Source organism: Oxalicibacterium flavum, from assembly GCF_014635065.1.
Lineage (GTDB): Bacteria > Pseudomonadota > Gammaproteobacteria > Burkholderiales > Burkholderiaceae_D > Oxalicibacterium > Oxalicibacterium flavum.
Genome location: NZ_BMCG01000001.1, coordinates 459,313 through 485,371, shown reverse-complemented (window position 1 = coordinate 485,371; position 26,059 = coordinate 459,313). Strand labels below are relative to the sequence as shown.

At 59.7% G+C, this 26,059-nt stretch carries 25 protein-coding genes, 2 tRNA genes and 3 rRNA genes; 14 read left to right on the top strand and 16 right to left on the bottom strand.

Going from position 1 to position 26,059, the window contains the following annotated elements; translation table 11 throughout:
* Nucleotides 1-102 precede the first annotated feature (102 nt).
* From IEV38_RS02270 to IEV38_RS02260, 3 genes are all read left to right on the top strand, one after another.
* Nucleotides 103-1,290: an FAD-dependent monooxygenase gene (locus tag IEV38_RS02270; protein ID WP_188394532.1), complete on the top strand. Its 1,188-nt coding sequence runs from the start codon at nucleotides 103-105 to the stop codon at nucleotides 1,288-1,290.
* A 23-nt stretch (nucleotides 1,291-1,313) separates the two neighbouring features.
* A complete protein-coding gene (locus IEV38_RS02265) occupies nucleotides 1,314-2,036 on the top strand; it encodes a DsbC family protein (protein ID WP_188394531.1) in 723 nt (240 codons plus the stop codon).
* Nucleotides 2,037-2,159: 123 nt separating this feature from the next.
* Nucleotides 2,160-3,950 (top strand): M61 family metallopeptidase, encoded by a 1,791-nt coding sequence (locus IEV38_RS02260; protein WP_188394530.1) that lies wholly within the window; start codon nucleotides 2,160-2,162, stop codon nucleotides 3,948-3,950.
* 56 nt (nucleotides 3,951-4,006) lie between these two features.
* Here IEV38_RS02260 and trpC read toward each other — a convergent pair whose 3' ends face one another.
* The 7 genes from trpC to rpe form a co-directional block, all read right to left on the bottom strand.
* The gene (gene trpC, locus IEV38_RS02255; protein ID WP_188394529.1) at nucleotides 4,007-4,807 is read right to left on the bottom strand and encodes an indole-3-glycerol phosphate synthase TrpC; all 801 of its coding nucleotides are present in this window, start codon (nucleotides 4,805-4,807) and stop codon (nucleotides 4,007-4,009) included.
* 35 nt (nucleotides 4,808-4,842) lie between these two features.
* The gene (trpD, locus tag IEV38_RS02250) at nucleotides 4,843-5,877 is read right to left on the bottom strand and encodes an anthranilate phosphoribosyltransferase (protein ID WP_188394528.1); all 1,035 of its coding nucleotides are present in this window, start codon (nucleotides 5,875-5,877) and stop codon (nucleotides 4,843-4,845) included.
* Nucleotides 5,878-5,897: 20 nt separating this feature from the next.
* Nucleotides 5,898-6,461, bottom strand: a complete 564-nt coding sequence (locus tag IEV38_RS02245; protein WP_188394527.1) for an aminodeoxychorismate/anthranilate synthase component II — start codon at nucleotides 6,459-6,461, stop codon at nucleotides 5,898-5,900.
* A gap of 1 nt (nucleotide 6,462) precedes the next feature.
* On the bottom strand, nucleotides 6,463-6,612 hold the full coding sequence (locus IEV38_RS02240) for a hypothetical protein (RefSeq protein ID WP_188394526.1): 150 nt from the start codon (nucleotides 6,610-6,612) through the stop codon (nucleotides 6,463-6,465).
* A gap of 1 nt (nucleotide 6,613) precedes the next feature.
* Nucleotides 6,614-8,110, bottom strand: a complete 1,497-nt coding sequence (gene trpE, locus IEV38_RS02235) for an anthranilate synthase component I (protein ID WP_188394525.1) — start codon at nucleotides 8,108-8,110, stop codon at nucleotides 6,614-6,616.
* A gap of 197 nt (nucleotides 8,111-8,307) precedes the next feature.
* A complete protein-coding gene (locus IEV38_RS02230) occupies nucleotides 8,308-9,009 on the bottom strand; it encodes a phosphoglycolate phosphatase (RefSeq protein ID WP_188394524.1) in 702 nt (233 codons plus the stop codon).
* Nucleotides 9,010-9,016: 7 nt separating this feature from the next.
* Nucleotides 9,017-9,682 carry a ribulose-phosphate 3-epimerase gene (gene rpe, locus IEV38_RS02225; protein ID WP_188394791.1) on the bottom strand — a complete coding sequence of 222 codons (666 nt, stop codon included), beginning with the start codon at nucleotides 9,680-9,682 and terminating at the stop codon, nucleotides 9,017-9,019.
* Between the two features lie 169 nt (nucleotides 9,683-9,851).
* On the opposite strand from rpe, the gene apaG reads away from it, so the two are divergent.
* Nucleotides 9,852-10,226 (top strand): Co2+/Mg2+ efflux facilitator ApaG/CorD, encoded by a 375-nt coding sequence (apaG, locus tag IEV38_RS02220; protein WP_188394523.1) that lies wholly within the window; start codon nucleotides 9,852-9,854, stop codon nucleotides 10,224-10,226.
* Here apaG and IEV38_RS02215 read toward each other — a convergent pair.
* Nucleotides 10,223-10,372, bottom strand: coding sequence for a hypothetical protein (locus IEV38_RS02215; protein WP_188394522.1), 150 nt, complete (start codon nucleotides 10,370-10,372; stop codon nucleotides 10,223-10,225). The genes apaG and IEV38_RS02215 overlap by 4 nt on opposite strands.
* Nucleotides 10,373-10,390: 18 nt before the next feature.
* Between IEV38_RS02215 and mltA the strand changes: the two genes are divergently transcribed.
* The 9 genes from mltA to IEV38_RS02170 all read left to right on the top strand — a co-directional run bounded on the left by mltA (nucleotide 10,391) and on the right by IEV38_RS02170 (nucleotide 20,143).
* Nucleotides 10,391-11,602 (top strand): murein transglycosylase A, encoded by a 1,212-nt coding sequence (gene mltA, locus IEV38_RS02210; protein WP_371869830.1) that lies wholly within the window; start codon nucleotides 10,391-10,393, stop codon nucleotides 11,600-11,602.
* Nucleotides 11,603-11,625: 23 nt separating this feature from the next.
* A complete protein-coding gene (locus IEV38_RS02205; RefSeq protein WP_188394520.1) occupies nucleotides 11,626-12,402 on the top strand; it encodes an enoyl-CoA hydratase in 777 nt (258 codons plus the stop codon).
* A gap of 410 nt (nucleotides 12,403-12,812) precedes the next feature.
* Nucleotides 12,813-14,345 (top strand): 16S ribosomal RNA (locus IEV38_RS02200).
* 126 nt (nucleotides 14,346-14,471) lie between these two features.
* Nucleotides 14,472-14,548: transfer RNA gene (locus tag IEV38_RS02195), tRNA-Ile, on the top strand.
* Between the two features lie 21 nt (nucleotides 14,549-14,569).
* A tRNA-Ala gene (locus IEV38_RS02190) sits at nucleotides 14,570-14,645 on the top strand.
* Between the two features lie 280 nt (nucleotides 14,646-14,925).
* A 23S ribosomal RNA gene (locus IEV38_RS02185) occupies nucleotides 14,926-17,802 on the top strand.
* 135 nt (nucleotides 17,803-17,937) lie between these two features.
* Nucleotides 17,938-18,050, top strand: a 5S ribosomal RNA gene (rrf, locus tag IEV38_RS02180).
* The 16S, 23S and 5S rRNA genes sit together here with 2 tRNA genes alongside, the layout of an rRNA operon.
* Nucleotides 18,051-18,384: 334 nt before the next feature.
* The gene (locus tag IEV38_RS02175; protein WP_188394519.1) at nucleotides 18,385-19,560 is read left to right on the top strand and encodes an acetyl-CoA C-acetyltransferase; all 1,176 of its coding nucleotides are present in this window, start codon (nucleotides 18,385-18,387) and stop codon (nucleotides 19,558-19,560) included.
* 1 nt (nucleotide 19,561) lies between these two features.
* Complete coding sequence (locus IEV38_RS02170; protein ID WP_188394518.1) at nucleotides 19,562-20,143, top strand: Rossmann-fold NAD(P)-binding domain-containing protein; 582 nt, start codon at nucleotides 19,562-19,564, stop codon at nucleotides 20,141-20,143.
* Nucleotides 20,144-20,189: 46 nt separating this feature from the next.
* On the opposite strand, the gene IEV38_RS02165 is transcribed toward IEV38_RS02170, so the two are convergent.
* The 8 genes from IEV38_RS02165 to IEV38_RS02130 all read right to left on the bottom strand — a co-directional run bounded on the left by IEV38_RS02165 (nucleotide 20,190) and on the right by IEV38_RS02130 (nucleotide 25,201).
* Nucleotides 20,190-20,834: a 3'-5' exonuclease gene (locus IEV38_RS02165; protein ID WP_229728503.1), complete on the bottom strand. Its 645-nt coding sequence runs from the start codon at nucleotides 20,832-20,834 to the stop codon at nucleotides 20,190-20,192.
* 15 nt (nucleotides 20,835-20,849) lie between these two features.
* Nucleotides 20,850-21,068, bottom strand: a complete 219-nt coding sequence (locus IEV38_RS02160) for an RNA-binding S4 domain-containing protein (RefSeq protein WP_188394517.1) — start codon at nucleotides 21,066-21,068, stop codon at nucleotides 20,850-20,852.
* A gap of 9 nt (nucleotides 21,069-21,077) precedes the next feature.
* Nucleotides 21,078-21,359 (bottom strand): hypothetical protein, encoded by a 282-nt coding sequence (locus tag IEV38_RS02155; RefSeq protein WP_188394516.1) that lies wholly within the window; start codon nucleotides 21,357-21,359, stop codon nucleotides 21,078-21,080.
* Nucleotides 21,360-21,500: 141 nt separating this feature from the next.
* On the bottom strand, nucleotides 21,501-22,934 hold the full coding sequence (gene sbcB, locus IEV38_RS02150) for an exodeoxyribonuclease I (RefSeq protein ID WP_188394515.1): 1,434 nt from the start codon (nucleotides 22,932-22,934) through the stop codon (nucleotides 21,501-21,503).
* Between the two features lie 99 nt (nucleotides 22,935-23,033).
* Entirely contained in the window at nucleotides 23,034-23,900 is an 867-nt protein-coding gene (locus tag IEV38_RS02145; RefSeq protein ID WP_188394514.1) for an HDOD domain-containing protein, read from the bottom strand.
* A complete protein-coding gene (locus IEV38_RS02140; protein ID WP_188394513.1) occupies nucleotides 23,900-24,220 on the bottom strand; it encodes a hypothetical protein in 321 nt (106 codons plus the stop codon). Before IEV38_RS02140 ends, IEV38_RS02145 begins: the two co-directional genes overlap by 1 nt.
* 77 nt (nucleotides 24,221-24,297) lie before the next feature.
* Nucleotides 24,298-24,693 carry a DUF2237 family protein gene (locus IEV38_RS02135; RefSeq protein ID WP_188394512.1) on the bottom strand — a complete coding sequence of 132 codons (396 nt, stop codon included), beginning with the start codon at nucleotides 24,691-24,693 and terminating at the stop codon, nucleotides 24,298-24,300.
* 100 nt (nucleotides 24,694-24,793) lie between these two features.
* Nucleotides 24,794-25,201, bottom strand: coding sequence for a DUF2721 domain-containing protein (locus tag IEV38_RS02130; RefSeq protein WP_188394511.1), 408 nt, complete (start codon nucleotides 25,199-25,201; stop codon nucleotides 24,794-24,796).
* Nucleotides 25,202-25,446: 245 nt separating this feature from the next.
* Between IEV38_RS02130 and IEV38_RS02125 the strand changes: the two genes are divergently transcribed.
* The gene (locus IEV38_RS02125) at nucleotides 25,447-26,058 is read left to right on the top strand and encodes a TetR/AcrR family transcriptional regulator (RefSeq protein ID WP_188394510.1); all 612 of its coding nucleotides are present in this window, start codon (nucleotides 25,447-25,449) and stop codon (nucleotides 26,056-26,058) included.
* The last annotated feature ends 1 nt before the right edge of the window (nucleotide 26,059 follow it).

Below are 26,059 nucleotides of genomic sequence, written 5' to 3'. Positions count from 1 at the left end.
GACGGGATATGCAAGCATTGAATGCAAATGACAGGGAAGGCAGCCGCTATAATGTGGCAACATTCATTGTTCGCTCATTGTTCAACTCCCCGGGAACAGCTCATGCAAATACAAAGCGACATCTGCATCGTCGGCGACGGCGCTATCGGCAAGGTGGCGGCGCTCGGCTTTGCGCAGGCGGGATTGAGCGTGACGCTGCTGCGGCCGCAGCGCGAAGCACCAGTGCAGCAGGGCGACTGGGACGTGCGCGTCTATGCGGTCAACCATACCGCGCACGGCCTGCTGTCCTCGCTCAAGGTGTGGGATGCGCTGGATGCAACGCGCGTGGCGCCGGTCGATGCGATGGACGTGCGCGGCGATGGCGCGCAGGCCGGCGCGCTGTCCTTCGATTCCTACGGTGCGCGCGTCGGTGCGCTGGCATGGATCGTCGAGGACCGCAATCTCAATCAGGCGCTGGATGCGGCGCTGCGCTTTGCATCCAACATCCGCTTCGTGCAGGGGCGCGCGGTGTCGATCGCGGTCGGCGATGCGGCGGCGCGCGTGACGCTCGACAATGGCGACGTCATTGCGGCCGAACTGCTGGTCGGCGCCGACGGCGCACAGTCGTGGGTGCGCGCGCAATCGGACATCGGCGTCGATTACCGTTCCTACGGCCAGCGCGCGATCGTCACCAATTTCCATTGCGAGAAACCGCATCGCGGCGTTGCGCATCAATGGTTTTCGGCACAGGAGGGCATCGTCGCGCTGCTGCCCTTGCCCGATGATCGCGTTTCGCTCGTGTGGTCGGCGCCGGATGCGCTGGCCGAGCAGTTGATGAAGGAGCCGTTGCCCGATCTGGCGCAGCGCCTGGCTGCCTATGCGGCCGAACCGCTGGGCCGGCTCACGCCGCTGCAGCCGGAAGTCGCAAAGTCGTTCCCGCTCTCGCTGATCCGCCCGCATGCGATCACGGCACCGCGCACCGCATTGATCGGCGATGCCGCGCACGTCGTGCATCCGCTCGCGGGGCATGGCATGAATCTCGGGTTTGCCGACGTCGAGGCGCTGGTGCGCATCGTCGCCGCGCGCGGCGAGCATCGCGACTGCGGCGACGCACGCGTGCTGTCGCGCTATGCGCGGGCGCGCAAGGAAGACATCCTGCTGATGCAGGTCACGACCGACGGTCTGGCGCGCCTGTTCGGCACCGATCTGGAGCCGGTGCGCATCGCCCGCAACCTCGGATTGAACCTCGTGAACCGCTTGCCTGTCCTAAAACGGAGATTGATCGGCCATGCGGTCGGCAAATCGTTTTGAATTCCCCACTTAGAAACGGATACATGATGAAAGCAGCAACATGGGCAGCTGCCATGCTGGCAACGCTGGTCTCGATGAGCGCCTGGGCCGAAACCGCGCAGGAGGCAGCGGTACGCAAGGCGATCACGCCGCGCCTGGGCGAAGAAGCCAAGGTCGAATCGGTCACCAAGACGCCCTACTCGGGCCTGTTCGAAGTGCAGGTCAACGGCGACATCATTTATACCGATGCCAAGGCCGAGTACCTGTTCGTTGGCCGCGTGGTCGATACGCGCACCTATCAGGACTACACCAAGGCGCGCCTCGACGAGATCAACAAGGTCACCTTTGGCAACCTGCCGCTCGAACTGGCGATGAAGGAAGTCAAGGGCAACGGCAAGCGCGTGATCGCAGTCTTCGAGGATCCGAACTGCGGCTACTGCAAGCGTTTCCGCCGTACGCTGGAAGACGTGGACAACATCACCGTCTACACCTTCTTCTATAACATCCTGTCGCCTGATTCGATCGAAAAGTCGCGCAACATCTGGTGCGCGCCCGATCGTTCCAAGGCATGGAGCGACTGGATGCTGAACGGCAAGCTGCCGCCGACCGCGCCGGCCAACTGCACCACGCCGCATGAGAAGGTCATCGAATTGGGCCGCAGCATGAAAGTAACCGGCACGCCGACCATCATCTTCGCCGACGGTTCGCGCATCCCCGGCGCGATCGATACCAAGGCGCTCGAAGCCAAGCTGTCGTCGATCAAGTAAGCCGTGCGTTTCGCAAGGCGCCGTGCATCAGCCGATGCCGGCGCCTTTCGTTTGCCCGGCGCACCTGCATGCGGCGGGCAATGCCGCTACACTAGTGCCTTCTCCCGCCGACCATTCGTGCCGATGACTTCCATCCACTACACCATCGTTCCCAAGAATCCCGCCGCCCACCTGTTCGGCGTCACCGTCACGGTTGCCGCGCCCGATCCGCAAGGCCAGCTGTTCTCGCTGCCGGCCTGGATTCCCGGCAGCTACATGATCCGCGAATTCGCCAAGAACATCGTGCAGATCGCCGCCACCTGCGGCCGCCGCAAGATCGCACTGAAGAAGATCGACAAGCACACCTGGCAGGCCGCGCCATGCGACGGCCCGCTGACGCTCGAGTACGAAGTCTATGCCTGGGACCTGTCGGTGCGCACCGCGCATCTGGACCAGCTACATGGATTCTTCAACGGCACCAGCGTGTTCCTGCGCGTGCACGGCCAGGAGGAGAGCGAGCATGTGGCCGACATCCGCAAGCCGGCCGGTGCCGAATACGACAAATGGCGCGTGGCGACTGCCATGCCGCGCCTGAAGGCGCGCCGCTACGGCTTCGGCACCTATGCCGCCGCGAATTACGACGAACTCATCGACCATCCGGTCGAGATGGGCACCTTCGCATTGGCCTCCTTCAAGGCCTGGGGCGTGCAGCACGACGTGGTGTTTACGGGCAAGGTGCCGAACCTCGATCTCGATCGCATCACGGCCGACCTGAAGAAGATCTGCGAGGCGCAGATCGCGCTGTTCGAGCCGCGCACGCGGCGCGCGCCGATGGACCGCTACGTCTTCATGACGATGGTGGTCAGCGAGGGCTATGGCGGACTCGAGCATCGTGCCTCGACCGCGCTGATCTGCTCGCGCGGCGACCTGCCGGTCAAGGGAAAAAGCGAGATGAGCGAAGGCTATCGCACCTTCCTCGGCCTGTGCAGCCACGAGTATTTCCATACCTGGAACGTCAAGCGCATCAAGCCGGCCGCCTTCGCACCCTACGATCTGAGCAAGGAAAACTACACGCCGCTGCTGTGGCTGTTCGAGGGCTTCACGAGTTATTACGATGACCTGATCCTGGTACGCAGCGGCGCGATCGACGAGACCGCCTACCTGAAGCTCATCGCCAAGACCGTCAACGGCGTGCTGCGCGGCGCCGGCCGCACCAGGCAGAGCGTGGCCGAATCGAGCTTCGATGCGTGGGTCAAGTATTACCGCCAGGACGAGAACGCGACCAACGCCATCGTCAGCTACTACACCAAGGGTTCGCTGGTGGCGCTGGCGCTGGACCTGACGATACGCGCCGAAACCGGCGGCGCCAAATCACTCGACGACGTCATGCGCGCGCTGTGGCAGCAGTACGGCCGCGACTTCTATACCGAACGTGGCGGCCGCGGCATCACCGAGGACGAAGTCGATGCACTGTTCGACAGCGTCACCGGCCTGAAGCTCAAGCGCACGCTGGATCGCTGGGTACGCGGCACCGATGACCTGCCGCTGGCGCGCCTGCTCGCGCCTTTCGGCGTGACATTGAAGGACGAACGCAGCCGCGGCCGCGCCGCGCTCGGCATGCGCACCGTGCGCGAAGGCAACGACTGCAAGGTCGGCACCATCTTCGAGGGTTCGGCGGCGCAGAAGGCGGGGCTGTCGGCTGGCGACATCATCGTCGCCATCGACGGCCTGCGCGTGAACGGCAGCAACATCGACGCGCTGCTGGCGCGTTACCGCCTCGGCGACCGCTTCGTGATCCACGCTTTCCGCCGTGACGAATTGCTGACCTTCGATGCGCGCATGGCGGTATCGGACTTCCCCAATGTCACGCTCGCGCTGGATGCGAAACCGGCAGCACAGCCGGCCTTGCGCGAGGGCTGGCTCCGCCGCAAATGAAAAATGCCGCGATGCGGAATCCCGTCATCGCGGCATGTTCTTCGTGACTTCCCTTTTCAGCTGAACAGTCTGGCCAGTTCGGTACCCGGATCGGCGGCGCGCATGAAGGCTTCGCCGACCAGGAAGGCGTGCACGTCGGCATCGCGCATCTTCTTCACATCGTCCGGCCCGAGGATGCCCGATTCGGTCACCACCAGCTTGTCCGGCGAAATGCGCGGCAACAGGTCGAGCGTGGTCTGCAGCGTGGTCTCGAAGGTGCGCAGGTTGCGGTTGTTGATGCCGAGCAGGGCGGTCTTCAGGCGCAGCGCGGCGGTCAGTTCGTCGGCATCGTGCACTTCCACCAGCACGTTCATGCCGAGCTCGTGCGCGCAGGCTTCGAGTTCGGCCATCAGGCCGTGGTCGAGCGCGGCGACGATCAGCAGGATGCAATCGGCACCCCACGAACGCGCTTCATAAATCTGATACGGATCGACGATGAAATCCTTGCGCAGCACCGGCAGCGCACAGGCGGCGCGCGCCTGTTTCAGGTAGTCGGGCGCGCCCTGGAAGAATTGCACGTCGGTCAGCACCGACAGGCAGGCCGCACCATGCGCAGCGTAGCTCTGTGCGATCTCGGCGGGTTGGAAGTCCGGGCGCAGCACGCCCTTGGACGGCGAAGCCTTCTTCACTTCTGCGATCACCGCCGCGCGGCCGTCGGCGATCTTGGCGCGCATGGCCGCCTCGAAGCCGCGCAATCCGGCGCGCGCCTCGCGGTCGGATTCGACTTCATCGCGCAGGCTGGCTAGGCTGCGGTATTTCTTGGCCGCGGCGATTTCTTCAGTCTTGACGGCGAGGATCTTGTTGAGAATGTCTGACATCGTTCTTTCCCAGCGTTTTTTCCAGTAAGGGCGGTTCAGGCCTTGCCCAGTTCCTGCGTCACACGCACGAACTGCTCGAGCTTGGCGCGCGCGGCGCCGGACGCGATGACGGCGCGCGCCTTGGTCATGCCATCGGCGATCGAGGTTGCGACGCCGGCCGCATACAGTGCGGTGCCGGCATTGAGCACCACGATGTCGCGTGCCGGTCCGTCGGTGTTGTCGAGCGCCTCGAAGATCCTGGCCTTCGATTCGGCCGAGTTCGCGACCTTGAGGTTGCGGCTGGACGTCATCTGCAGGCCGAAGTCTTCGGGATGGATTTCGTATTCGCGGATGTTGCCGTCAACCAGTTCGCCGACCATGGTGGCCGCGCCCAGCGAGACCTCGTCCATGTTGTCGCGGCCCCAGACCACGACCGCGTGCTGCGCGCCGAGGCGCTGCAGCACGCGCACCTGGATGCCGACCAAGTCCGGATGGAACACGCCCATCAGGATGTTGGGCGCGCCGGCCGGATTGGTCAGCGGGCCGAGGATATTGAAGATGGTGCGCACGCCGAGTTCGCGGCGGACCGGCGCCGCATGCTTCATCGCGGCATGGTGATTGGGCGCGAACATGAAGCCGATGCCGGTCTGGCGGATCGCTTCGGCCACCAATTCAGGCTTCAGATCGATGTTGGCGCCCAGCGATTCGAGCACGTCGGCGCTGCCCGACGACGACGACACGCTGCGTCCGCCATGCTTGGCGACACGCGCGCCGGCCGCTGCCGCGACGAACATCGAGGCGGTCGAAATGTTGAAAGTGTGCGCGCCATCGCCGCCGGTGCCGACGATGTCGAGCAGGCCGGCGGTATCGTCCAGCGGCACCTTGGTCGAGAATTCGCGCATGACCTGCGCTGCCGCCGCGATCTCGCCGATGGTTTCCTTCTTCACGCGCAGGCCCATGGTCAGCGCCGCGATCATGACGGGCGACATCTCGCCGCTCATGATCTTGCGGAACAGATGCAGCATCTCGTCGTGGAAGATCTCGCGGTGTTCGATGCAGCGCAGCAGGGCTTCCTGTTCGGTAATGGGCATGGCGATTCTTTCTCTATGGATCAGCGGACAAGAAAGTTCTTCAGCAGCGCGTGGCCGTGTTCGGACAGGATGGATTCCGGATGGAATTGCACGCCTTCGATGTCGAACTGCTTGTGGCGCACCCCCATGATCTCGCCGTCGGCGGTCCATGCCGTCACTTCCAGGCAGTCGGGCAGCGAGGCGCGCTCGATCGCCAGCGAGTGATAGCGAATCACCGTATAGGGGCTCGGCAGGTCCTTGAAGACGCCGACGCCCGTGTGTTCGATCGGCGAAGTCTTGCCGTGCATGACCTGCTGCGCGCGCACCACCTTGCCGCCGAACGCCGCGCCGATGGCCTGGTGGCCGAGGCACACGCCGAGGATGGGTAGCTTGCCGGCGAAGTGCTGCAGCACCGGGATCGAGACGCCGGCTTCGGCCGGCGAACACGGGCCGGGCGAAATGCAGATGCGTTCCGGCTTCAGTGCTTCGATTTCTTCCAGCGTGATCTCGTCGTTGCGCACCGTATGGACGTCCTCGCCGAGCTCGCCGAAATACTGCACGAGGTTGTAGGTGAAGGAGTCGTAATTGTCGAGCATGAGCAGCATGTCAGATCTCCCCGTCCAGTCCGTCTTGTACCTGTTCCGCTGCGCGCAATACGGCGCGATGGAAGTTGTGGCTACGGCCGCTACGCTTAACCTGCGCTTTGCGCAGGTTAGCCTTCGCCCCAACAATGCCCGCTTGTGGAATATTTGCCATGTCAGATTTCTCCATCCAGGCCGTCCTGCACCTGCTCTGCGGCTCTAAGCACAGCGCGGGCCTTGTTCTCGGTTTCCTGCCATTCCATCTCGGGCACCGAATCGGCGACGATGCCGGCGGCCGCCTGTACGTAAAGCATGCCGTCCTTGATGACGCCGGTGCGGATCGCGATCGCGAGGTCCATCTCGCCGCCGAACGACAGGTAGCCGCAGGCGCCGCCATAGATGCCGCGCTTGGTCGGTTCCAGTTCGTCGATGATTTCCATCGCGCGCACTTTCGGCGCGCCGGACAGCGTGCCGGCCGGGAAGGTGGCTTTCAGCACGTCGAGATTGGTCAGGCCATCCTTCAGCGTGCCTTCAACGTTGGAGACGATGTGCTGCACGTGCGAATACTTTTCGATGACCAACTTGTCGGTGACCTTCACGCTGCCGATCTCGGCGATGCGGCCGATGTCGTTGCGCGCGAGATCGATCAGCATCACGTGTTCGGCGATCTCCTTGGGATCGGCCAGCAGTTCCTTGGCCAGCGCGGCATCTTTCTCTGGCGTGTCGCCGCGCGGGCGCGTGCCGGCGAGCGGACGGATCGTGACCTTCTTCCTGCTGTCGGCGATCGACTCGTTGCGCACCAGGATCTCGGGCGACGAGCCGACGATCTGCATGTCGCCGAAGTTGTAGAAGTACATATAGGGCGACGGATTCAGCGAGCGCAGCGCGCGGTACAGCGTCAGTGGCGCGTCGGTATAGGGCTTCTTGATGCGCTGGCCGATCTGCACCTGCATCAGGTCGCCGGCCATCACGTATTCCTTGGCGCGCGCGACGGCGGCCAGGTAATCTGCCTTGTCGAATTCGCGGATGGTTTCGGTACGTTTGGACGCCAGCGTCAGCGGCGCTTCGACCGCCTGGTGCAGCGAGGCGCGCAGTGCCTGCAGGCGCTTGCGGCCCTGCTCGAAGGCTTGCGGCTGCGCCGGATCGACGTAAATGATGAGATAAAGCTTGCCCGAGAGATTGTCGATGACGGCCAGTTCCTCGGTCAGCAGCAGCAGGATTTCCGGCAGGCCGAGGTCGTCCTTCGGCGCGCTGTGTGCGAGGCGTTTCTCGACGTGGCGCACGGCATCGTAGCCGAAGTAGCCGGCCAGTCCGCCGCAGAAACGCGGCATGTCGGGCGCGACCGCAACCTTGTAGCGCGCTTGATAGTCGGCGATGAAATCGAGCGGATTGCCGTCGAAGGTTTCGATCACCTGGTCGTCGCGCACCACCTCGACGCGCGTGCCGAAGCTGCGCAGCAGGGTGTTGGCGGGCAGGCCGATGAAGGAATAGCGGCCGAAGCGTTCGCCGCCGACCACGGATTCGAGCAGGAAGGAGTTTTTTCCACCGTTGCGCGTCTGTGCCAGCTTGAGATACAGCGACAGCGGGGTTTCGAGATCGGCAAAGGCCTGTGCGACCAGCGGAATGCGGTTGTAGCCTTGCGCGGCCAGCGAGTTGAATTCGGTTTCAGTCATGGTTTTCTCCGGACCGCTATTGTAGTCGAGCGGTTTGATCCTTTAGCGGATACTGCAAAAAACGTTGCCGTTCGCACAAGCGTGCGCGATCGGCGGCAAGTGGCGGTCAGCGCCAGAATTGCCAGCGTCGCCACAGCCAGGCCTCATGCGTGCCGGGTGTTGCGAAACGTTTTTTGTCGGGAGAAGACATGTGTGTTTCAGGTTGAAATAAGATGGGCTGCGTCGAGCAGCGAGGAAACTATACCATCGCTGTCAACTTCCTGTATAGCGTGGCCGTGGTTGTAGCCATACGGCACGGTCAGCACGCGGCAGCCGGCGGCGCGCGCCGCCTGCGCATCGTTGATCGAGTCGCCGATGGCGACGACTTCAAACGGCTCCAGCGCAAAATCTGCGCAGACCTGCAGCAACTGCATGGGATCCGGTTTCTTGCGCGAGAACGAGTCGCCGCCGTAAACCACCTCGAAATAATCACGCAGGCCGGTCTTGTACAGCAATGGAATGGTGAAATCCATCGGCTTGTTGGTCACGCAGGCAAGGCGCAACCCTTTTGCCTGCATGGCCTGCAAGCCTTCGTGCACGCCCGGATAAACGGTGGCGTAGTCGCCGTTGATTTCCTGATAGTGCAGGTTGAACAACTGCATGGCGGCAGGAAAACGGGCGTTGACCTGTTCTTCCGGCTGGTCGATAAGCAATGAAGAACGCACCAGGTTTTCTGCACCCTTGCCGACGAAGCTGATCACGGTCTCGAGAGTCAGTGCCGACAGGCCGAGGTCATGCCGTACCCGGTTGATGGTGATATGCAGATCCTGCGCGGTGTGCAGCATGGTGCCATCGAGATCGACGATGACACCGCGAATGTGGGTGAACTCTTTGCTGAATCCGGCAGGCTGATTGATCATCGTGAATCTAGACCTTTGCCAGTTCGCCGCGCATGGCGTCGATCACGGCCTTGTAGTCCGGCTTGCCGAAGATGGCCGAGCCGGCGACGAAGGTGTCGGCGCCGGCGCGCGCGACGGCTTCGATGTTGTCGATCTTGATGCCGCCGTCCACCTCGAGCATGATGTCGCGGCCCGATTCGTCGATCAGCTTGCGTACCATCTCGATTTTCTTCAGCGTGTGCGGAATGAACGACTGGCCGCCGAACCCCGGGTTGACCGACATCAGCAGCACGATGTCCAGCTTGTCCATCACGTGCTCGAGATAATGCAGCGAGGTCGCCGGATTGAACACGAGACCGGCCTTGCAGCCGTTGTCGCGGATCAGTTGCAGCGAGCGGTCGATGTGCTCGGACGCTTCCGGGTGGAAGGTGATGATGTTGGCGCCGGCCTTGGCGAAGTCGGGGATGATGCGGTCAACCGGCTTGACCATCAGGTGCACGTCGATCGGCACCTGCACGTGCGGGCGGATCGCTTCGCAGACCAGCGGGCCGACCGTCAGGTTCGGAACGTAATGGTTGTCCATCACGTCGAAGTGGATGATGTCGGCGCCGGCGGCGACGACATTGCGCACTTCCTCGCCCAGGCGGGCGAAGTCGGCGGACAGGATGCTGGGAGCGATGCGGTAGGTCATGATGATGATCGGGGAACGGGAAGCCGCTATTCTACCTTGCCGTCCTGCGCGCCTGCTTGCGCCGCCTGCCGATTTCGTGTGCAATAGGCCGTTGCCAAATCGGTACGCTTCTTCAATGTTCAATCTGCTTTTGCCGTTCGATCACCGGGCTGCGAAGGTTTCAAGGAAAGAGATGGCTTCCTACCAATTCACGGTCACGGTGCAAACGCAGTATCTGGAAGAGCAATCCGATCCGGCGCGGTCGCATTACGTGTTCGCCTATGCGATCACCATTCGCAATACCGGCAGCGTGCCGGCGCAGCTGATCTCGCGCCACTGGATCATCACCGACGCCAACAACCACACCGAAGAGGTGCGCGGACTCGGCGTGGTCGGCAACCAGCCGCTGCTGCGGCCGGGCGAACAGTTCGAATACACGAGCGGCACCTCGCTGGCGACGCCGCAGGGTTCGATGCGCGGCGAGTATTTCTGCGTGTCCGAGGACGGGCACCGCTTTGAAGCCGTCATTCCCGAATTTGTGCTGTCGCTGCCGCGCACGCTGCATTAATCCTGTCGCTCGCCTTCCTCCTTTGCCGGCGGCAAAGGTTTTCGTGCAGGCGGTCGCGGCGGTTTCCGGCCGGCGAACATGGTCCACCAGACGATGAACACCAGCAGAAACAGCGCGATGCCTGCTTCAACAAACAACAGCCACATTGCATTCTCCTTATGTCCATGATTCTTCGTCGTAGTTTACTTGCATCGCTTCTGCTGGCGCTTGCCGCCTGTACCACCACGCCGCGCCAGCCGGCCCCGGTCGAACCCGAAACCACGCCCGGCCATCCGGCCCTGCCCGACACCGACAAGCCGGACGACGTCACGCCGCCCATCGACCGCCCGCGCACCGTCATCAGTTCCGCATTGCGCCCATCGAGTTTCGCCAAACTGCCCGGATGGTCGGCCGACAGGCACAGCGAGGCATGGAGTGCCTTCCTGTCGTCGTGCTCGATCCTGACGCGTCGTCCCGACTGGCGCAAGCCCTGCGATGCGGCCAAGCGCATCGACGGCAGCGACGATACGGCAGTCCGCAATTTCTTCGAAACCAATTTCACGCCCTACCAGGTCAACAATACCGACGGCACCCAGACCGGCACCGTGACCGGCTATTACGAGCCCTTGCTGCGCGGTGCGCGCAAGCGCGGCGGCGTCTATCAGACGCCTTTGCATCGCGCGCCCGACGACCTGCTGACCATCGACTTCACCTCCATCTATCCGGATCTGAAGGGCCAGAACCTGCGTGGCAAGCTGGCAGGCAAGAAGGTCGTCGCCTATCCGGGGCGTGCCGAGCTCATGCGCACCAATGCGCTGGCCGGCAAGGAGATCGTCTGGGTGGATGATGCGATCGAGGCTTTCTTCCTGCAGGTGCAAGGCTCCGGCCGCGTGCAACTGCCTCATGGCGAAGTCATCCGCATCGCCTATGCCGACCAGAACGGCCAGCCTTACAAATCCATTGGCCGCTATCTGATCGACAAGGGCGAGCTGACCATGGATCAGGCTTCCATGCAGGGCATCAAGGCCTGGGTCGCCGCCAATCCGTCGCGCCAGGAAGAACTGCTGAACGCCAATCCCCGCTACATTTTCTTCCGCGAGGAAGCAATCAGCGATCCGAACGTCGGCCCGAAAGGTGCGATGGGCCTGCCGTTGACGCCGCAGCGTTCGATTGCCGTCGATCCTGCCTACATTCCGCTGGGTGCGCCGGTCTTCCTTGCCACCACCCAACCCGGCAGCAAGACACTGCTGCAGCGCCTCGTGATGGCGCAAGACACCGGCAGTGCCATCAAGAATCCGGTGCGTGCCGATTTCTTCTGGGGCTTTGGTGCGCAGGCCGGCGAGATCGCTGGCCGCATGAAACAGCGCGGCAGCATGTGGGTGCTGCTGCCCAAATAAGGATTCCTTCTCGGGAGATGAGCATGCAATACGAACATATATTGGTAGAGACGCGCGGCCGGGTCGGCCTGGTGACGCTGAACCGTCCGGCTGCCCTGAATGCGCTGAACGACCGGCAGATGGAAGAGCTGGGGCACGCCCTGCTGGCGTTCGACGGCAGCGACGACGTCGGTTGCATCGTCCTGACCGGCAGCGAGAAAGCCTTTGCCGCCGGTGCCGACATCACCGAAATGGCAGGACTCAATTACGCCGACGTATACAAGAGCGATTTCATCACGCGCAACTGGGAGCAGATCCGACGCGTGCGCAAGCCGGTGATCGCTGCCGTCGCCGGCTACGCCCTGGGTGGCGGCTGCGAGCTTGCGATGATGTGCGACTTCATCATTGCCGCCGATACCGCCAGGTTCGGTCAGCCCGAAATCAAGCTCGGCATCATTCCCGGTGCCGGCGGCACCCAGCGCCTGCCACGCGCGATCTCCAAGTCCAAGGCCATGGACATGTGTCTGACCGCGCGCATGATGGACGCCGAAGAAGCGGAGCGCGCCGGCCTGGTCTCGCGCATCGTGCCGGCCGACAGGTTGCTGGACGAAGCGTTCGCCGCAGCCGAAGTGATTGCCGCCATGTCGCTGCCGACCGTCATGATGATCAAGGAATCCGTCAACCGCGCCTACGAAACGACACTCGGCGAAGGCCTGCTGTTCGAGCGCCGTCTGTTTCACGGCACCTTCGCCACCGAAGACCAAAAGGAAGGAATGCAGGCTTTTCTCGAAAAGCGCTTGCCAAGTTTCAAAGGTGTTTGATATAGTTCGCCTCCCGTTGCGAGACGGGGGTTGAAAGAGGCGGTTTTCCGAGAGGAGGGCTGGTTTTTTTGACTGGTGGTTTGAGTATTTTGTTGACGGTGCTTCGAAAAAGAAATTGAAGCGAATCTTTTAAAAAAGATGTTGACGAGAACCGAAACCTACCGCATAATCTCGTTTCTCTGCTGCTGACGAACACAACGCTTCGCAGCGAAGGCCGGAAGGTCTGGCAGACAGGTTCTTTAAAAACTAACAGCCGATAAGTGTGGGCGTTTGATGGAAGTGCGCGGTGCAGTTTTGCCGAAGCTCAAAACATTAAATGCTCACGAAGAATATAGGTAAGAAATTATCTGTCAGTATTTTGAGTGAGCGACGCTTCGAAAGAAGCTGGCGAAAGCCACAAAACAGAGATTGAACTGAAGAGTTTGATCCTGGCTCAGATTGAACGCTGGCGGCATGCCTTACACATGCAAGTCGAACGGCAGCACGGGAGCTTGCTCCTGGTGGCGAGTGGCGAACGGGTGAGTAATATATCGGAACGTACCCAGTAGTGGGGGATAGCCCGGCGAAAGCCGGATTAATACCGCATACGATCTACGGATGAAAGCGGGGGATCTTCGGACCTCGCGCTATTGGAGCGGCCGATATCTGATTAGCTAGTTGGTGAGGTAAGAGCTCACCAAGGCGACGATCAGTAGCTGGTCTGAGAGGACGACCAGCCACACTGGAACTGAGACACGGTCCAGACTCCTACGGGAGGCAGCAGTGGGGAATTTTGGACAATGGGGGCAACCCTGATCCAGCAATGCCGCGTGAGTGAAGAAGGCCTTCGGGTTGTAAAGCTCTTTTGTCAGGGAAGAAACGGCGAGCGCTAATATCGCTTGCTAATGACGGTACCTGAAGAATAAGCACCGGCTAACTACGTGCCAGCAGCCGCGGTAATACGTAGGGTGCGAGCGTTAATCGGAATTACTGGGCGTAAAGCGTGCGCAGGCGGTTGTGCAAGACAGATGTGAAATCCCCGGGCTTAACCTGGGAATTGCATTTGTGACTGCACGGCTAGAGTGTGTCAGAGGGGGGTAGAATTCCACGTGTAGCAGTGAAATGCGTAGAGATGTGGAGGAATACCGATGGCGAAGGCAGCCCCCTGGGATAACACTGACGCTCATGCACGAAAGCGTGGGGAGCAAACAGGATTAGATACCCTGGTAGTCCACGCCCTAAACGATGTCAACTAGTTGTCGGGTCTTAATTGACTTGGTAACGCAGCTAACGCGTGAAGTTGACCGCCTGGGGAGTACGGTCGCAAGATTAAAACTCAAAGGAATTGACGGGGACCCGCACAAGCGGTGGATGATGTGGATTAATTCGATGCAACGCGAAAAACCTTACCTACCCTTGACATGTCCGGAATCCCTGAGAGATCAGGGAGTGCTCGAAAGAGAATCGGAACACAGGTGCTGCATGGCTGTCGTCAGCTCGTGTCGTGAGATGTTGGGTTAAGTCCCGCAACGAGCGCAACCCTTGTCATTAGTTGCTACGAAAGGGCACTCTAATGAGACTGCCGGTGACAAACCGGAGGAAGGTGGGGATGACGTCAAGTCCTCATGGCCCTTATGGGTAGGGCTTCACACGTCATACAATGGTACATACAGAGGGCCGCCAACCCGCGAGGGGGAGCTAATCCCAGAAAGTGTATCGTAGTCCGGATTGCAGTCTGCAACTCGACTGCATGAAGTTGGAATCGCTAGTAATCGCGGATCAGCATGTCGCGGTGAATACGTTCCCGGGTCTTGTACACACCGCCCGTCACACCATGGGAGCGGGTTTCACCAGAAGTGGGTAGCCTAACCGCAAGGAGGGCGCTCACCACGGTGGGATTCGTGACTGGGGTGAAGTCGTAACAAGGTAGCCGTATCGGAAGGTGCGGCTGGATCACCTCCTTTCTAGAGTACGCACGAAAGTCAAGCGTTCACACTTATCGGTCTGTTGAGTAGAAGAAGAACAGTGAATGTCGGCAGTGTGCAGGCAAGCAGTGAAGTCTGTGCATGCTGGTTGGTACTGATCCGAACGGGTCTGTAGCTCAGTTGGTTAGAGCACCGTGTTGATAACGCGGGGGTCGTTGGTTCGAGCCCAACCAGACCCACCAAGAATGTGTGGTACAGGATTTGGGGGTTTAGCTCAGCTGGGAGAGCACCTGCTTTGCAAGCAGGGGGTCGTCGGTTCGATCCCGTCAACCTCCACCAAGACATCAAACCTAAGTCGATCGCGATGCGATTGGATTTAGGTTTGATCGTTTAACGATCATTGGCTGTTTTTGTTCTTTAACAATCTGGAAGAAGTAAAGATTATTGATCGATGTGATCGATGATGCGCAAGCATTGTTGGTGGCGTCGATGGGTAATGATTGTATCAACCAAGTATTACGAAGTGATCTTAAGTTTTAGAAGATTCGCTTTGGAAATACGGCAAACGCTAAACTCAAAGACTCTATGACGTCTCTGGCAACAGAGGTCAACGTTATAGGGACAAGTGAATAAGTGCACATGGTGGATGCCTTGGCGATATCAGGCGATGAAGGACGTAGTAGCTTGCGATAAGCTGCGGGGAGCTGGCAAACGAGCTTTGATCCGCAGATTTCCGAATGGGGAAACCCGGCCTTTTAGGTCATCACATACTGAATACATAGGTATGTGAAGCGAACGCGGCGAACTGAAACATCTAAGTAGCTGCAGGAAAAGAAATCAACCGAGATTCCCAAAGTAGTGGCGAGCGAAATGGGAACAGCCTGCAAGATTTAGCATTATTGATAGCAGAACGCTCTGGAAAGTGCGGCCATAGAGGGTGATAGCCCCTTATGCGAAATCAGTAGTGTGGAACTAGGCTTGCGACAAGTAGGGCGGGACACGTGAAATCCTGTCTGAACATGGGGGGACCATCCTCCAAGGCTAAATACTCGATATCGACCGATAGTGAACCAGTACCGTGAGGGAAAGGCGAAAAGAACCCCGGGAGGGGAGTGAAATAGAACCTGAAACCGTGTGCATACAAACAGTAGGAGCCTCCTTGTGGGGTGACTGCGTACCTTTTGTATAATGGGTCAGCGACTTACATTCAGTGGCAAGGTTAACCGTATAGGGAAGCCGTAGAGAAATCGAGTCCGAATAGGGCGTTCAGTCGCTGGGTGTAGACCCGAAACCAAGTGATCTACTCATGGCCAGGTTGAAGGTGCGGTAACACGCACTGGAGGACCGAACCCACTAATGTTGAAAAATTAGGGGATGAGCTGTGGGTAGGGGTGAAAGGCTAAACAAACTTGGAAATAGCTGGTTCTCTCCGAAAACTATTTAGGTAGTGCCTCAAGTATCACCATCGGGGGTAGAGCACTGTTATGGCTAGGGGGTCATCGCGACTTACCAAACCATTGCAAACTCCGAATACCGATGAGTGCGAGCTTGGGAGACAGACGTCGGGTGCTAACGTCCGGCGTCAAGAGGGAAACAACCCAGACCGCCAGCTAAGGTCCCAAAGATTGGCTAAGTGGAAAACGAAGTGGGAAGGCTAAAACAGTCAGGAGGTTGGCTTAGAAGCAGCCATCCTTTAAAGAAAGCGTAATAGCTCACTGATCGAGTCGTCCTGCGCGGAAGATGTAACGGGGCTAAGCCAGTCACCGAAGCTGCGGATATGCATTTATGCATATGGTAGGAGAGCGTTCTGTAAGCCTGCGAAGGTGTCTTGTAAAGGATGCTGGAGGTATCAGAAGTGCGAATGCTGACATGAGTAGCGATAATGGGGGTGAAAAGCCTCCACGCCGTAAGCCCAAGGTTTCCTGTTCAACGTTCATCGGAGCAGGGTGAGTCGGCCCCTAAGGCGAGGCAGAGATGCGTAGCTGATGGGAAGCAGGTTAATATTCCTGCACCGTCGTTAGATGCGATGGGGGGACGGATCGCGGAAGGTTGTCCGGGTGTTGGATGTCCCGGTTCATGTATCGAAGAAGGCTGTTAGGCAAATCCGGCAGCGCAATTCAAGGGTATGTGACGAGTGGCCTTGTGCCGCGAAGCAATTGGAAGTGGTTCCAAGAAAAGCCTCTAAGCTTCAGTCTAACGAGACCGTACCGCAAACCGACACAGGTGGGCGAGATGAGTATTCTAAGGCGCTTGAGAGAACTCGGGAGAAGGAACTCGGCAAATTGGTACCGTAACTTCGGGATAAGGTACGCCTTTGTAGTTTGACTGGCCTGCGCCAGAAGGACGAAGAGGTTGCAAAAAATTGGTGGCTGCGACTGTTTAATAAAAACACAGCACTCTGCAAACACGAAAGTGGACGTATAGGGTGTGACTCCTGCCCGGTGCTGGAAGATTAAATGATGGGGTGCAAGCTCTTGATTGAAGTCCCAGTAAACGGCGGCCGTAACTATAACGGTCCTAAGGTAGCGAAATTCCTTGTCGGGTAAGTTCCGACCTGCACGAATGGAGTAACGATGGCCACACTGTCTCCTCCCGAGACTCAGCGAAGTTGAAGTGTTTGTGATGATGCAATCTACCCGCGGCTAGACGGAAAGACCCCATGAACCTTTACTGTAGCTTTGCATTGGACTTTGAACCAATCTGTGTAGGATAGGTGGGAGGCTTTGAAGCGGGGACGCCAGTTCTCGTGGAGCCATCCTTGAAATACCACCCTGGTTTGTTTGAGGTTCTAACCTTGGTCCGTTATCCGGATCGGGGACAGTGCATGGTAGGCAGTTTGACTGGGGCGGTCTCCTCCCAAAGTGTAACGGAGGAGTTCGAAGGTACGCTAGGTACGGTCGGACATCGTGCTAATAGTGCAATGGCATAAGCGTGCTTAACTGCGAGACTGACAAGTCGAGCAGGTACGAAAGTAGGACATAGTGATCCGGTGGTTCTGTATGGAAGGGCCATCGCTCAACGGATAAAAGGTACTCTGGGGATAACAGGCTGATTCCTCCCAAGAGTTCATATCGACGGGGGAGTTTGGCACCTCGATGTCGGCTCATCACATCCTGGGGCTGTAGCCGGTCCCAAGGGTATGGCTGTTCGCCATTTAAAGTGGTACGTGAGCTGGGTTTAAAACGTCGTGAGACAGTTTGGTCCCTATCTGCCGTGGGCGTTGGAAATTTGAAGGGGGCTGCTCCTAGTACGAGAGGACCGGAGTGGACGAACCTCTGGTGTACCGGTTGTCACGCCAGTGGCATTGCCGGGTAGCTAAGTTCGGAAGAGATAACCGCTGAAAGCATCTAAGCGGGAAACTTGCCTTAAGATGAGATTTCCCGGAGCCTTGAGCTCCTTGAAGGGTCGTTCGAGACCAGGACGTTGATAGGCTGGGTGTGGAAGTGCAGTAATGCATTAAGCTAACCAGTACTAATTGCCCGTAAGGCTTGTCCCTATAACATTGACAGTTATAGTTCAGTATAGTGTTCGCCAGGTGCGACACGATCATTACCCATATTTACTTCTTCCAGATTGGGTTGTTTGCGATTCACCAGGTTCAGCGGTGACGCAGGCAGCTTTACAAGTTATGCCTGATGACCATAGCGAGTTGGTACCACCCCTTCCCATCCCGAACAGGACCGTGAAACGACTTTGCGCCGATGATAGTGCTGCAACCAGTGTGAAAGTAGGTCATCGTCAGGCTTTTATTAGAAAACCCCCATCAACATGCGTTGGTGGGGGTTTTTGCTTTGAGGCTTAAGCTTCGGGGCTTTGGGCTTTTAGATTCAAGCTTGGGGGGCGGACTCTGGCTCGGGCTTCAGGCCTCCCCATTCTTCCGCTGCGGCCCAATCTCTCACTCCTTCCTTTGGATTCTTCTTCCTCTACACACCGACGGACGCCTCGGTTTGCCTTGTGCTTCGTTTGACGATAACGTGGCGAATTAACGGATAGCCCGATGCCATGCAGGCAGGCCTTTTGGGAGTACCAAGGATTCAAGATAACCGGCATTCGATATGGATCAGACAGCGGGGGAGTGATGGCGGATGTGGTCATCGTCGCGGCGGGCAGGACCGCCGTCGGCAAGTTTCGCGGAGCATTGGCGCATACGCCGGCGACGGTGTTGGGCGCGGAAGTGATTCGTGTGCTGCTGGCAGGTACCGACATCGCGCCAGAAGAGATCAGCGAAGTGATCCTTGGTCAGGTGCTGACTGCGGGCTGCGGGCAGAATCCGGCGCGCCAGGCGGCAATGGGCGCGGGATTGCCCGAAATGATTCCGGCATTCACCGTCAACAAGGTCTGCGGCAGCGGCTTGAAAGCGGTGCAACTGGCCGCGCAGGCGATTCAATGCGGCGATGCCGAAGTGGTGATCGCGGGTGGACAGGAAAACATGAGTGCAGCGCCGCACCTGCTGCAACAGGGACGCGAAGGCGTGCGGCTCGGTGACGTCGCGCTGAAGGACAGCGTGCTGACGGATGGCCTGGTTGACGCTTATCACCACTATCACATGGGCATGACGGCAGAGAACATCGCGCAGCGCTTCGGCATCACGCGGCTGGAGCAAGACGAATACGCCTATGCCTCGCATCGCAAGGCGGCGGAAGCACAGCAGGCGGGCCGCTTCGCCGACGAGATCATTCCGGTGCAGGCGAATGGCAGCAAGGCCGCGACATCGTTCGCGCGTGACGAATACATCCGTCCGGGTACGACGCGCGAAGCGCTGGCGGCCTTGCCACGCGCCTTCGTGCACGACGGCACAGTTACGGCGGGTAATGCGGCCGGTATCAACGATGGTGCCGCTGCGGTCATCCTCATGCACAGGAAGAAGGCCGAGGCGCTCGGGTTGAAGCCGATGGCGTCGATCAAGGCCGTTTCTTCTGCCGGTGTAGATCCCGCTTTCATGGGCCTGGGGCCGATTCCCGCGGTGCGGCGTTGTCTGCATAAGGCAGGTTGGACGCACGAGGAGGTCGATCTGATGGAAATCAATGAAGCCTTTGCGGCGCAGGCGATTGCCGTGCACCGCGAGATGGGCTGGGACACAGGCAAGATCAATGTGAACGGCGGTGCGATCGCGATCGGGCATCCGATTGGCGCTTCCGGTTGTCGCATCCTGGTGACGCTGCTGCACGAGATGGTCCGGCGCGATGCGCGCAAGGGGCTGGCAAGCCTGTGCATTGGTGGCGGCATGGGCATCGCGATAGCGATCGAGCGCTAGCATGCGTTTGTGCCTGATTCTTGCCGATCAGCTCGACAGCGCGGTGGCAACGGTGTGCTTCCGTTTCGAGGAAGCCGGATATCGGATTGCATTACTGCTTACGCATGATGCCGATCTGGTGCAGGCACGTCAGCAGATGCATGGGTTGAACCTGTCGCCGGATATCGATACGTGCGAGATGGATGATGCGGCTGCATTGAGGCAGGCGATGGCGGATATCCATGCGCGATATGGCATGCCGGACGTCATGATCGTCCATCGATCCTGCGGAGCCGAATGGCTTCGTGATTTGCAGACGCTGTGTTCGGCGCGTCTCATCCGTGTTGTCGAACATGCAGAGAAGTCTTCCGTCATGGAAGTCCTGCAGGTTGGCTCATCGGCGAACTTCAATACCATTGTCGCGGCGCATGTAGGGCCATTGGCTCCGGCTGTGATTTCCGAGGAAGAGCGGATCGCATCGATCGGGCAGCGTGGCGGAAGGGCTTATGAAGTGGCGATGCTCGCGCTTTATCTGGCATCTGCCGAGGCGGAACCTATCCGCGGTGCGACCATGACGGTGCACTCTGGCCGTTATCTTTCCTGACTGACTTCCCGGAATTGCAGAACGTCTTTGGAAGCGCCCGTCGCAATCATGCTGCGGCGCTGGCCACGGTATGTGTTTCCACCGTTGCGATTTCCGGCATCTGGATCTTTGGCAGATGGCGCAATGCGGTCACCGCATCCGCGAGCGTGGCAGCCGGCATGACGGCCTGTAGCCGACACCAGAATTGCCAGAGCAGGTCGGCATCGGCAAGTGCGCGGTGGCGTGCTGCGGGAACGAGCGCATGCCGTGCGATCAGCGTGTCGAGGCTATGCTTCTTTTCCTGCGGATACAGGCGCCGCGACAGTTTCACGGTGCACAGCGCTTCGGCGTGTAAAGCGCGGCCGGTACGGACAAATGCATGATGCAGGAAGCCGTAGTCGAAGCGCGCATTGTGCGCGATGAACAATCCTTGAGACAGGCGTGCATCCAGTTCGTGCGCCAGATCGCCGAAGGCAGGTGCATCGGCGACCATCGCGTTGTCGATGCCGGTCAACTGGCGGATGAAGGAAGAAATCGGCACGCCAGGATTGACAAGGCTGGACCAGCGGTCGATGCGGCCATCCGGTTCGACAGTGACGATGCCGATTTCCGTGATGCGATCATTGAAGGCATTGGCCCCCGTGGTTTCAAGATCGACGAACAGCAGTCTTTCCGCGGGATGCATTGCCGTGTCTTCCGATGCGCGAGTCATGCGTGCGGCCTTGAACTATACGGCGTTGACGCGAATGCGCACATTGCCGAGCTGCACGACCTGGCCCGCGCGGATCTTGCAGGTCTTGCGCAATTCCTGCCGGCCGTCCACCTGGACCTTGCCGCTGGCGACGAGCATCTTGCCCGCGCCGCCGCTTTCGCAGAGGCCGGCGAGCTTGAGCAGCTGGTTCAGTTCGACGTATTCGTCGTTGAGGTCAAAATCGATCTGTTGCATGTCGGTGGTTCAGTTGGAGGGAGAGCGCAGGGTCTGTTGTGCCTTGTCGAGCCAGGTGTCGAGCGTGGCAAGCAGATCGATCTGGCTGAAGGAGCAGCTTTCTTCCGTGAACAGGCTGCCCGCCTCGAGCCGGCCGAGCAGGTCTTCCATCACGGTGGCAAAGCGCGCAGGCAGTGCCTGCAGAAGCGCGTTTTCATTGCGCCACACGCGGCAGAAGTCGGCAATCGAGATGCGGCTTTGGCGCAGGGCTTGCATGGCGTCCTGCAGGCGGGAAAAGGCTTGGTCGTGCATGGTGTGGATGGTTGACGCCGGTTTCATCGCGGAACGATGAACGAACTGGCGCTGTTGTGCCGAAAGTGTCCATCATACGCGAGCCGACGCAAGCCGGCTCCGTCAACCCGCATTCTTGAGGAAATTACCAAGAACGGTCGGTCATGCAATTTCCGGCGCGATCGATTCGGCGTAATCGTACAGCGCGCCCAGGATGGCTTCGGCGCGCTCGTCTGCCGTCTCCGACAACGCATCGATCTGCGCGAACAGATCGTCCATCGTGCGCGCGCCGCCGGCGCCTTCGAACAGGCGAGCGGTGCGATGTTCTTCCCAGCGCGCCTGTTCTTCCTCGTCCAGCGTGTGCGGGAAATTGCGCGCGCGGTAGCGCCACACCAATTCTTCCAGTCGTACATCGGCGAATGCCGGTCGCGCCTCGGCCAGTCTTTCCGGCGACAGCGCGCGCAGATCCTGCAGCAGGCGGCGGTCGCCGTTGCCGATGAAGCCGCCGTAGAGATCCTCATCGACATCCGGCGTTTCTTCCTGCGGGCGCTGGAAGACGTCCTGCCAGATCGCGCTCATGTCGGGTACGGCTGCTGCGATCTCCGCATGGCGCAGCGCATCGTCGAGCGAGATATTCCACTTCGCACACAGCTCGGCCGACAGCGTCTTGAGATTGCCGATCACGATGGGTGACTTGTTGAGATGGATGGACTTGACCGGCAGGCGCGTCACGCCTTCCGGCAGGTCGGCGCTGCGGCTGAACAGGCGCTGGCGGATGGTTTCCGCATCCAGCGTCGTCAGTTCGGACGGGTCTTCGCTGAGGTCCCATACCAGCACCTCGTTGCGGTTGGTCGGATGCACGGCCAGCGGCCATACCACGCCCAGGCAGCCGCGCTCGGCCGGGAACATGCCGGTGATGTGCAGCAGCGGGCGGCGCTGCGGCAGGCCGATCTCGGCAGCCACACGGTCCTTCTTGTGCAGGCCCAGACAGAAGTCGAACAACTTGGGATGCTCTTGGCGGATCAGGCGCGCCAGCGCGATGGTGGCGCGCACGTCGGACAGCGCATCGTGCGCGGCCTCGTGCACGAGGCCGTTGGCCTTGCTCAGGTCTTCCAGACGGAAGCTCGGGCGGCCGTCCGGATGCGTCGGCCAGTTGATGCCTTCCGGGCGCAGCGCGTAGGCGGTGCGCACCACGTCGAGCAGGTCCCAGCGGCCGCAGCTGTTCTGCCATTCGCGCGCGTAGGGATCGATCAGGTTGCGCCAGAACAGGAAGCGGGTGACTTCGTCGTCGAAGCGGATGGTGTTGTAGCCGACGCCGATGGTGCCGGTGGCCGACAGCACCTTTTCGATTTCTGCCGCGAACGCATGTTCGGGAATGCCGCGTTCCAGGCAGACCTGCGGCGTGATGCCGGTGATCAGGCATGCCTGCGGATCGGGCAGGAAATCGTTGGCCGGCTTGCAATAGATCATGATCGGTTCGCCGATCTCGTTGAGTTCGGCGTCGGTGCGGATCGCCGCAAACTGGGCAGGACGATCGCGGCGCGGCTGTGCGCCAAAGGTTTCGTAGTCGTGCCAGAGGAAGGTATGTGAAGACATCGATATGCTCGGGGATGGCGGAATCTGCGGGCAAGCTGTGATGGCAGTTGTGCCGCTACAACGTGCATGATGCGGCATTCCGCACCACTTGTGCAACGGTCAGTCGTCGGTCAGCAGAATTCTGCTGATTTCCTCGAACATCACCTCGGTTTCGTGGAACACGCGCAGATAGGTTTCCTCGCTCAGGGCCAGATCGTCCCATGCTGCCTGGGAAAGCGGTGGCACAAGATCGTTTTCGTCGCGGGAAAGGTCGAGCGCGCGCACGATCGCATTGGCAATGTGAACGATCGAGGCCAGCGAATGCACCTTCTGGTTCTCGGGACGGTAGTGGCCGGCAATCGCGTTGCGGATGGAGTCCGAGAAATTCCAGTGGGTTGCCAGCGCCACGCCGGTCATCACGTAATCGATGCCCATGATGTCGCGTTCGGCTTCGATCAGATGGCTGTCCTGTTCTTCACGATAGGCCAGCACCTTCTGGTATTGGTCGCGAAAGTAAATGACCAGCACGAGCCGGCCGATGTCGTGCATCAGACCGGCGGTAAAGGCGTAATCCTGATTGACATGCAGATGACGTGCCAGCACGCGCGCGCAGACCGCGGTTGCGACGGAATGCCGCCATAGCGCCGTGAAATCTAGTCCGGCCAGATGTTCGCTCGGGAACAGTCGCGTGAGGGTGCTGGCACTGGCCATGTGCTTGACGGCATCGACGCCGATCAGCGTGATGGCCTGCTGGATCGTGGTGACGCGCGACTGCACGCCGTAGAAGGAGGAGTTGGCAAAGCGCAGGACCTTGGCCGACAGCGCCTGGTCCTGGGAAACCTTGCGGGTGATCAGGTGGATATCGGCGTCGTCGCTGTCGATGCTCTTGAGCAGGTCCTGCACGATCACGGGTAGCGTCGGCAGATCGTGGATCTGCTGCATCACCTGGTCGAACGCGAGGGAGTGGGAAGCCGGCGGATTGGGCATCACGCTTCCTCCCCGAGTCGATACTTGCGGATGTAGGCGTGCAGCAGCGCGGCGGCGGGGCTGTCGTCCTGGTGACGGAACAGATGCGCGATGCGTTGCGCGTAATGGGCCCGTTGTGCTGCTTCTTCCTCTGGGCTCATTCTGCCTGCCTCGATACGCAGCCATTCGACCTCGTGCCGCGCGAGCGAGGCGATGGTTTGCTCGGTCAGCGTGGCGCCGGCCGGCAGCAGGGTCTGCCCTTGCGAATCGAACAGGTCGTCGGACAGCACCATGCCGGGCTCCGCATCCTGCAGCGCGACTTGTTTGTGGATGATGGTCAAGGCCAACAGTCTCCGTATCGTTATGGGGCCAGCTTATCACTGCCTGAAGTTGCTTTCCAGCATCTTCGTGTGGCAGCTCAGCAATCCTGTTCCTCGCGCGGCTTATAGGCATGCCGTTTGAGCACTTCCAGACTGACGAGCTGCAGGACTTCCTGATTGGTACTTTCCAAAACGACTTGCGGCGCCATGCCGGCACGCCAGGCTTCGATCCAGCGGCTTGCGCAAAGGCACCACTGATCGCCCGGTTGGAGGCCGGGAAAACCCGGGCGCGGCGAACTCAGATCGTTGCCCGACGCTTCGCTGAACATCAGGAAGGTCGGATTCATGACCGCGCAGACCACATGGTTGCCGACGTCATCCTCGCATGTCTTGCAACAGCCGTCGCGGAAGAAGCCGGTGACCGGATCGAAGGAACACGGCACCAGCGGTTCGCCGAAGACATTGCGGGCAATGGGGAGAATATGTGGATTCATGACGCAATACGGGATTGCGATGTGAGGGCTGGCTGAAAGGGGCGGGCCATCGCAAACGGAAAACAACAAGACCTTACTGTATCACGCGCTGCATTCCGTTTCATGGTTCCCGGTGCAGACCGAGAGCGTGTTCCATGTCCTCCATCTCGATCTCGATCGCCTTGGTGCTGATCGAAATTTCATAGAGGGAAAACAGCAGCGCCATCACCAGCAGGAAGATGCTCAGTCCGAACACCACCTGCGCCACGACCTGTACGTCGATGAAGATCAGGAACATCGACAGCGCGCACAGGATGAAAGCCGATACGCCCAGCGCCTGCATGCGACGGATCAGCATGATGCGCGTACGAAGATTGGAAATCTGCCGGATGACGACATCCTTGGCGCCGGTTTCATATTTCGCATGCAGTTGGCGGATCAGTTGCGCGGTGACCAGAAAGCGATTGGTGAATGCCACCAGAAGGAGCGAGATGGCCGGAAACAGCAGGGCGGGAGTGGTGAGATTCATGGAAATTCCATCAAGCTGGTCAACGTAAAACGGCAACACGGAATGGTGGGCGATTGTCATTCATATAAAAGCGCTCGTGCACACCTGCTGCCAGAGATATAGCGTAGCAAATACAAAATCGCTTCGGCCGTTATTTTTTATCTGCGTGTTGTGACTATTGCAGCGCATGGCTTGACAGGGAGATGAAGCTTATTTATGGTGAACATGTTCACTAAGAATTCATGTTCAATCAATTCGAGCTCTTCATGATGCAAGCGGAACAGAAACCTACACATCGCGACCGGCAGAAGGAGGAAACGCGCAAGCTCATTCTCGCCTCTGCGTATACGCTGTTTCAGCAGAACGGCTATGACGGCACCACCATGCGCCAGCTTGCCGGGCATTGTGGCGTGGGACTGGGCACGCTGTTCAAGCACTTCCCGGACAAGTCGGCCATTCTCGTCGCCACGTTCGAGGGAGATATCAGCGTGGTCATCGAGCAGGCATTCGAGACGCTGCCGAGAAAGAACATTCATCAGCAACTGCGTCATCTTCTGCTGCATCTGTACGGCTATTATGCGCGTCACCAGGCGTTTTCGCGTGTGCTCGTCAAGGAGTCGCTGTTTCTTGGCGGGCCGGCCGGCGACATCGTGCACGGCAAAACCATGGCCTTCCTCGATCGGGTCGCCACCTTGTTCGTGGCTGCGGCAGACCGGCGCGAAATTGCGCCGTTCGACGATGCCATGTCAGTCACGCTGGCTTTCTGGTCGTTCTATCTGCTTGGATTGGTGGCTGGGCTGCGCGACAGCGACTTCGACGTCAACAGCATGGTGGAACTGGTCGCTACATTGCTGCGCGACCGTTTCCCGCAACCGTGAG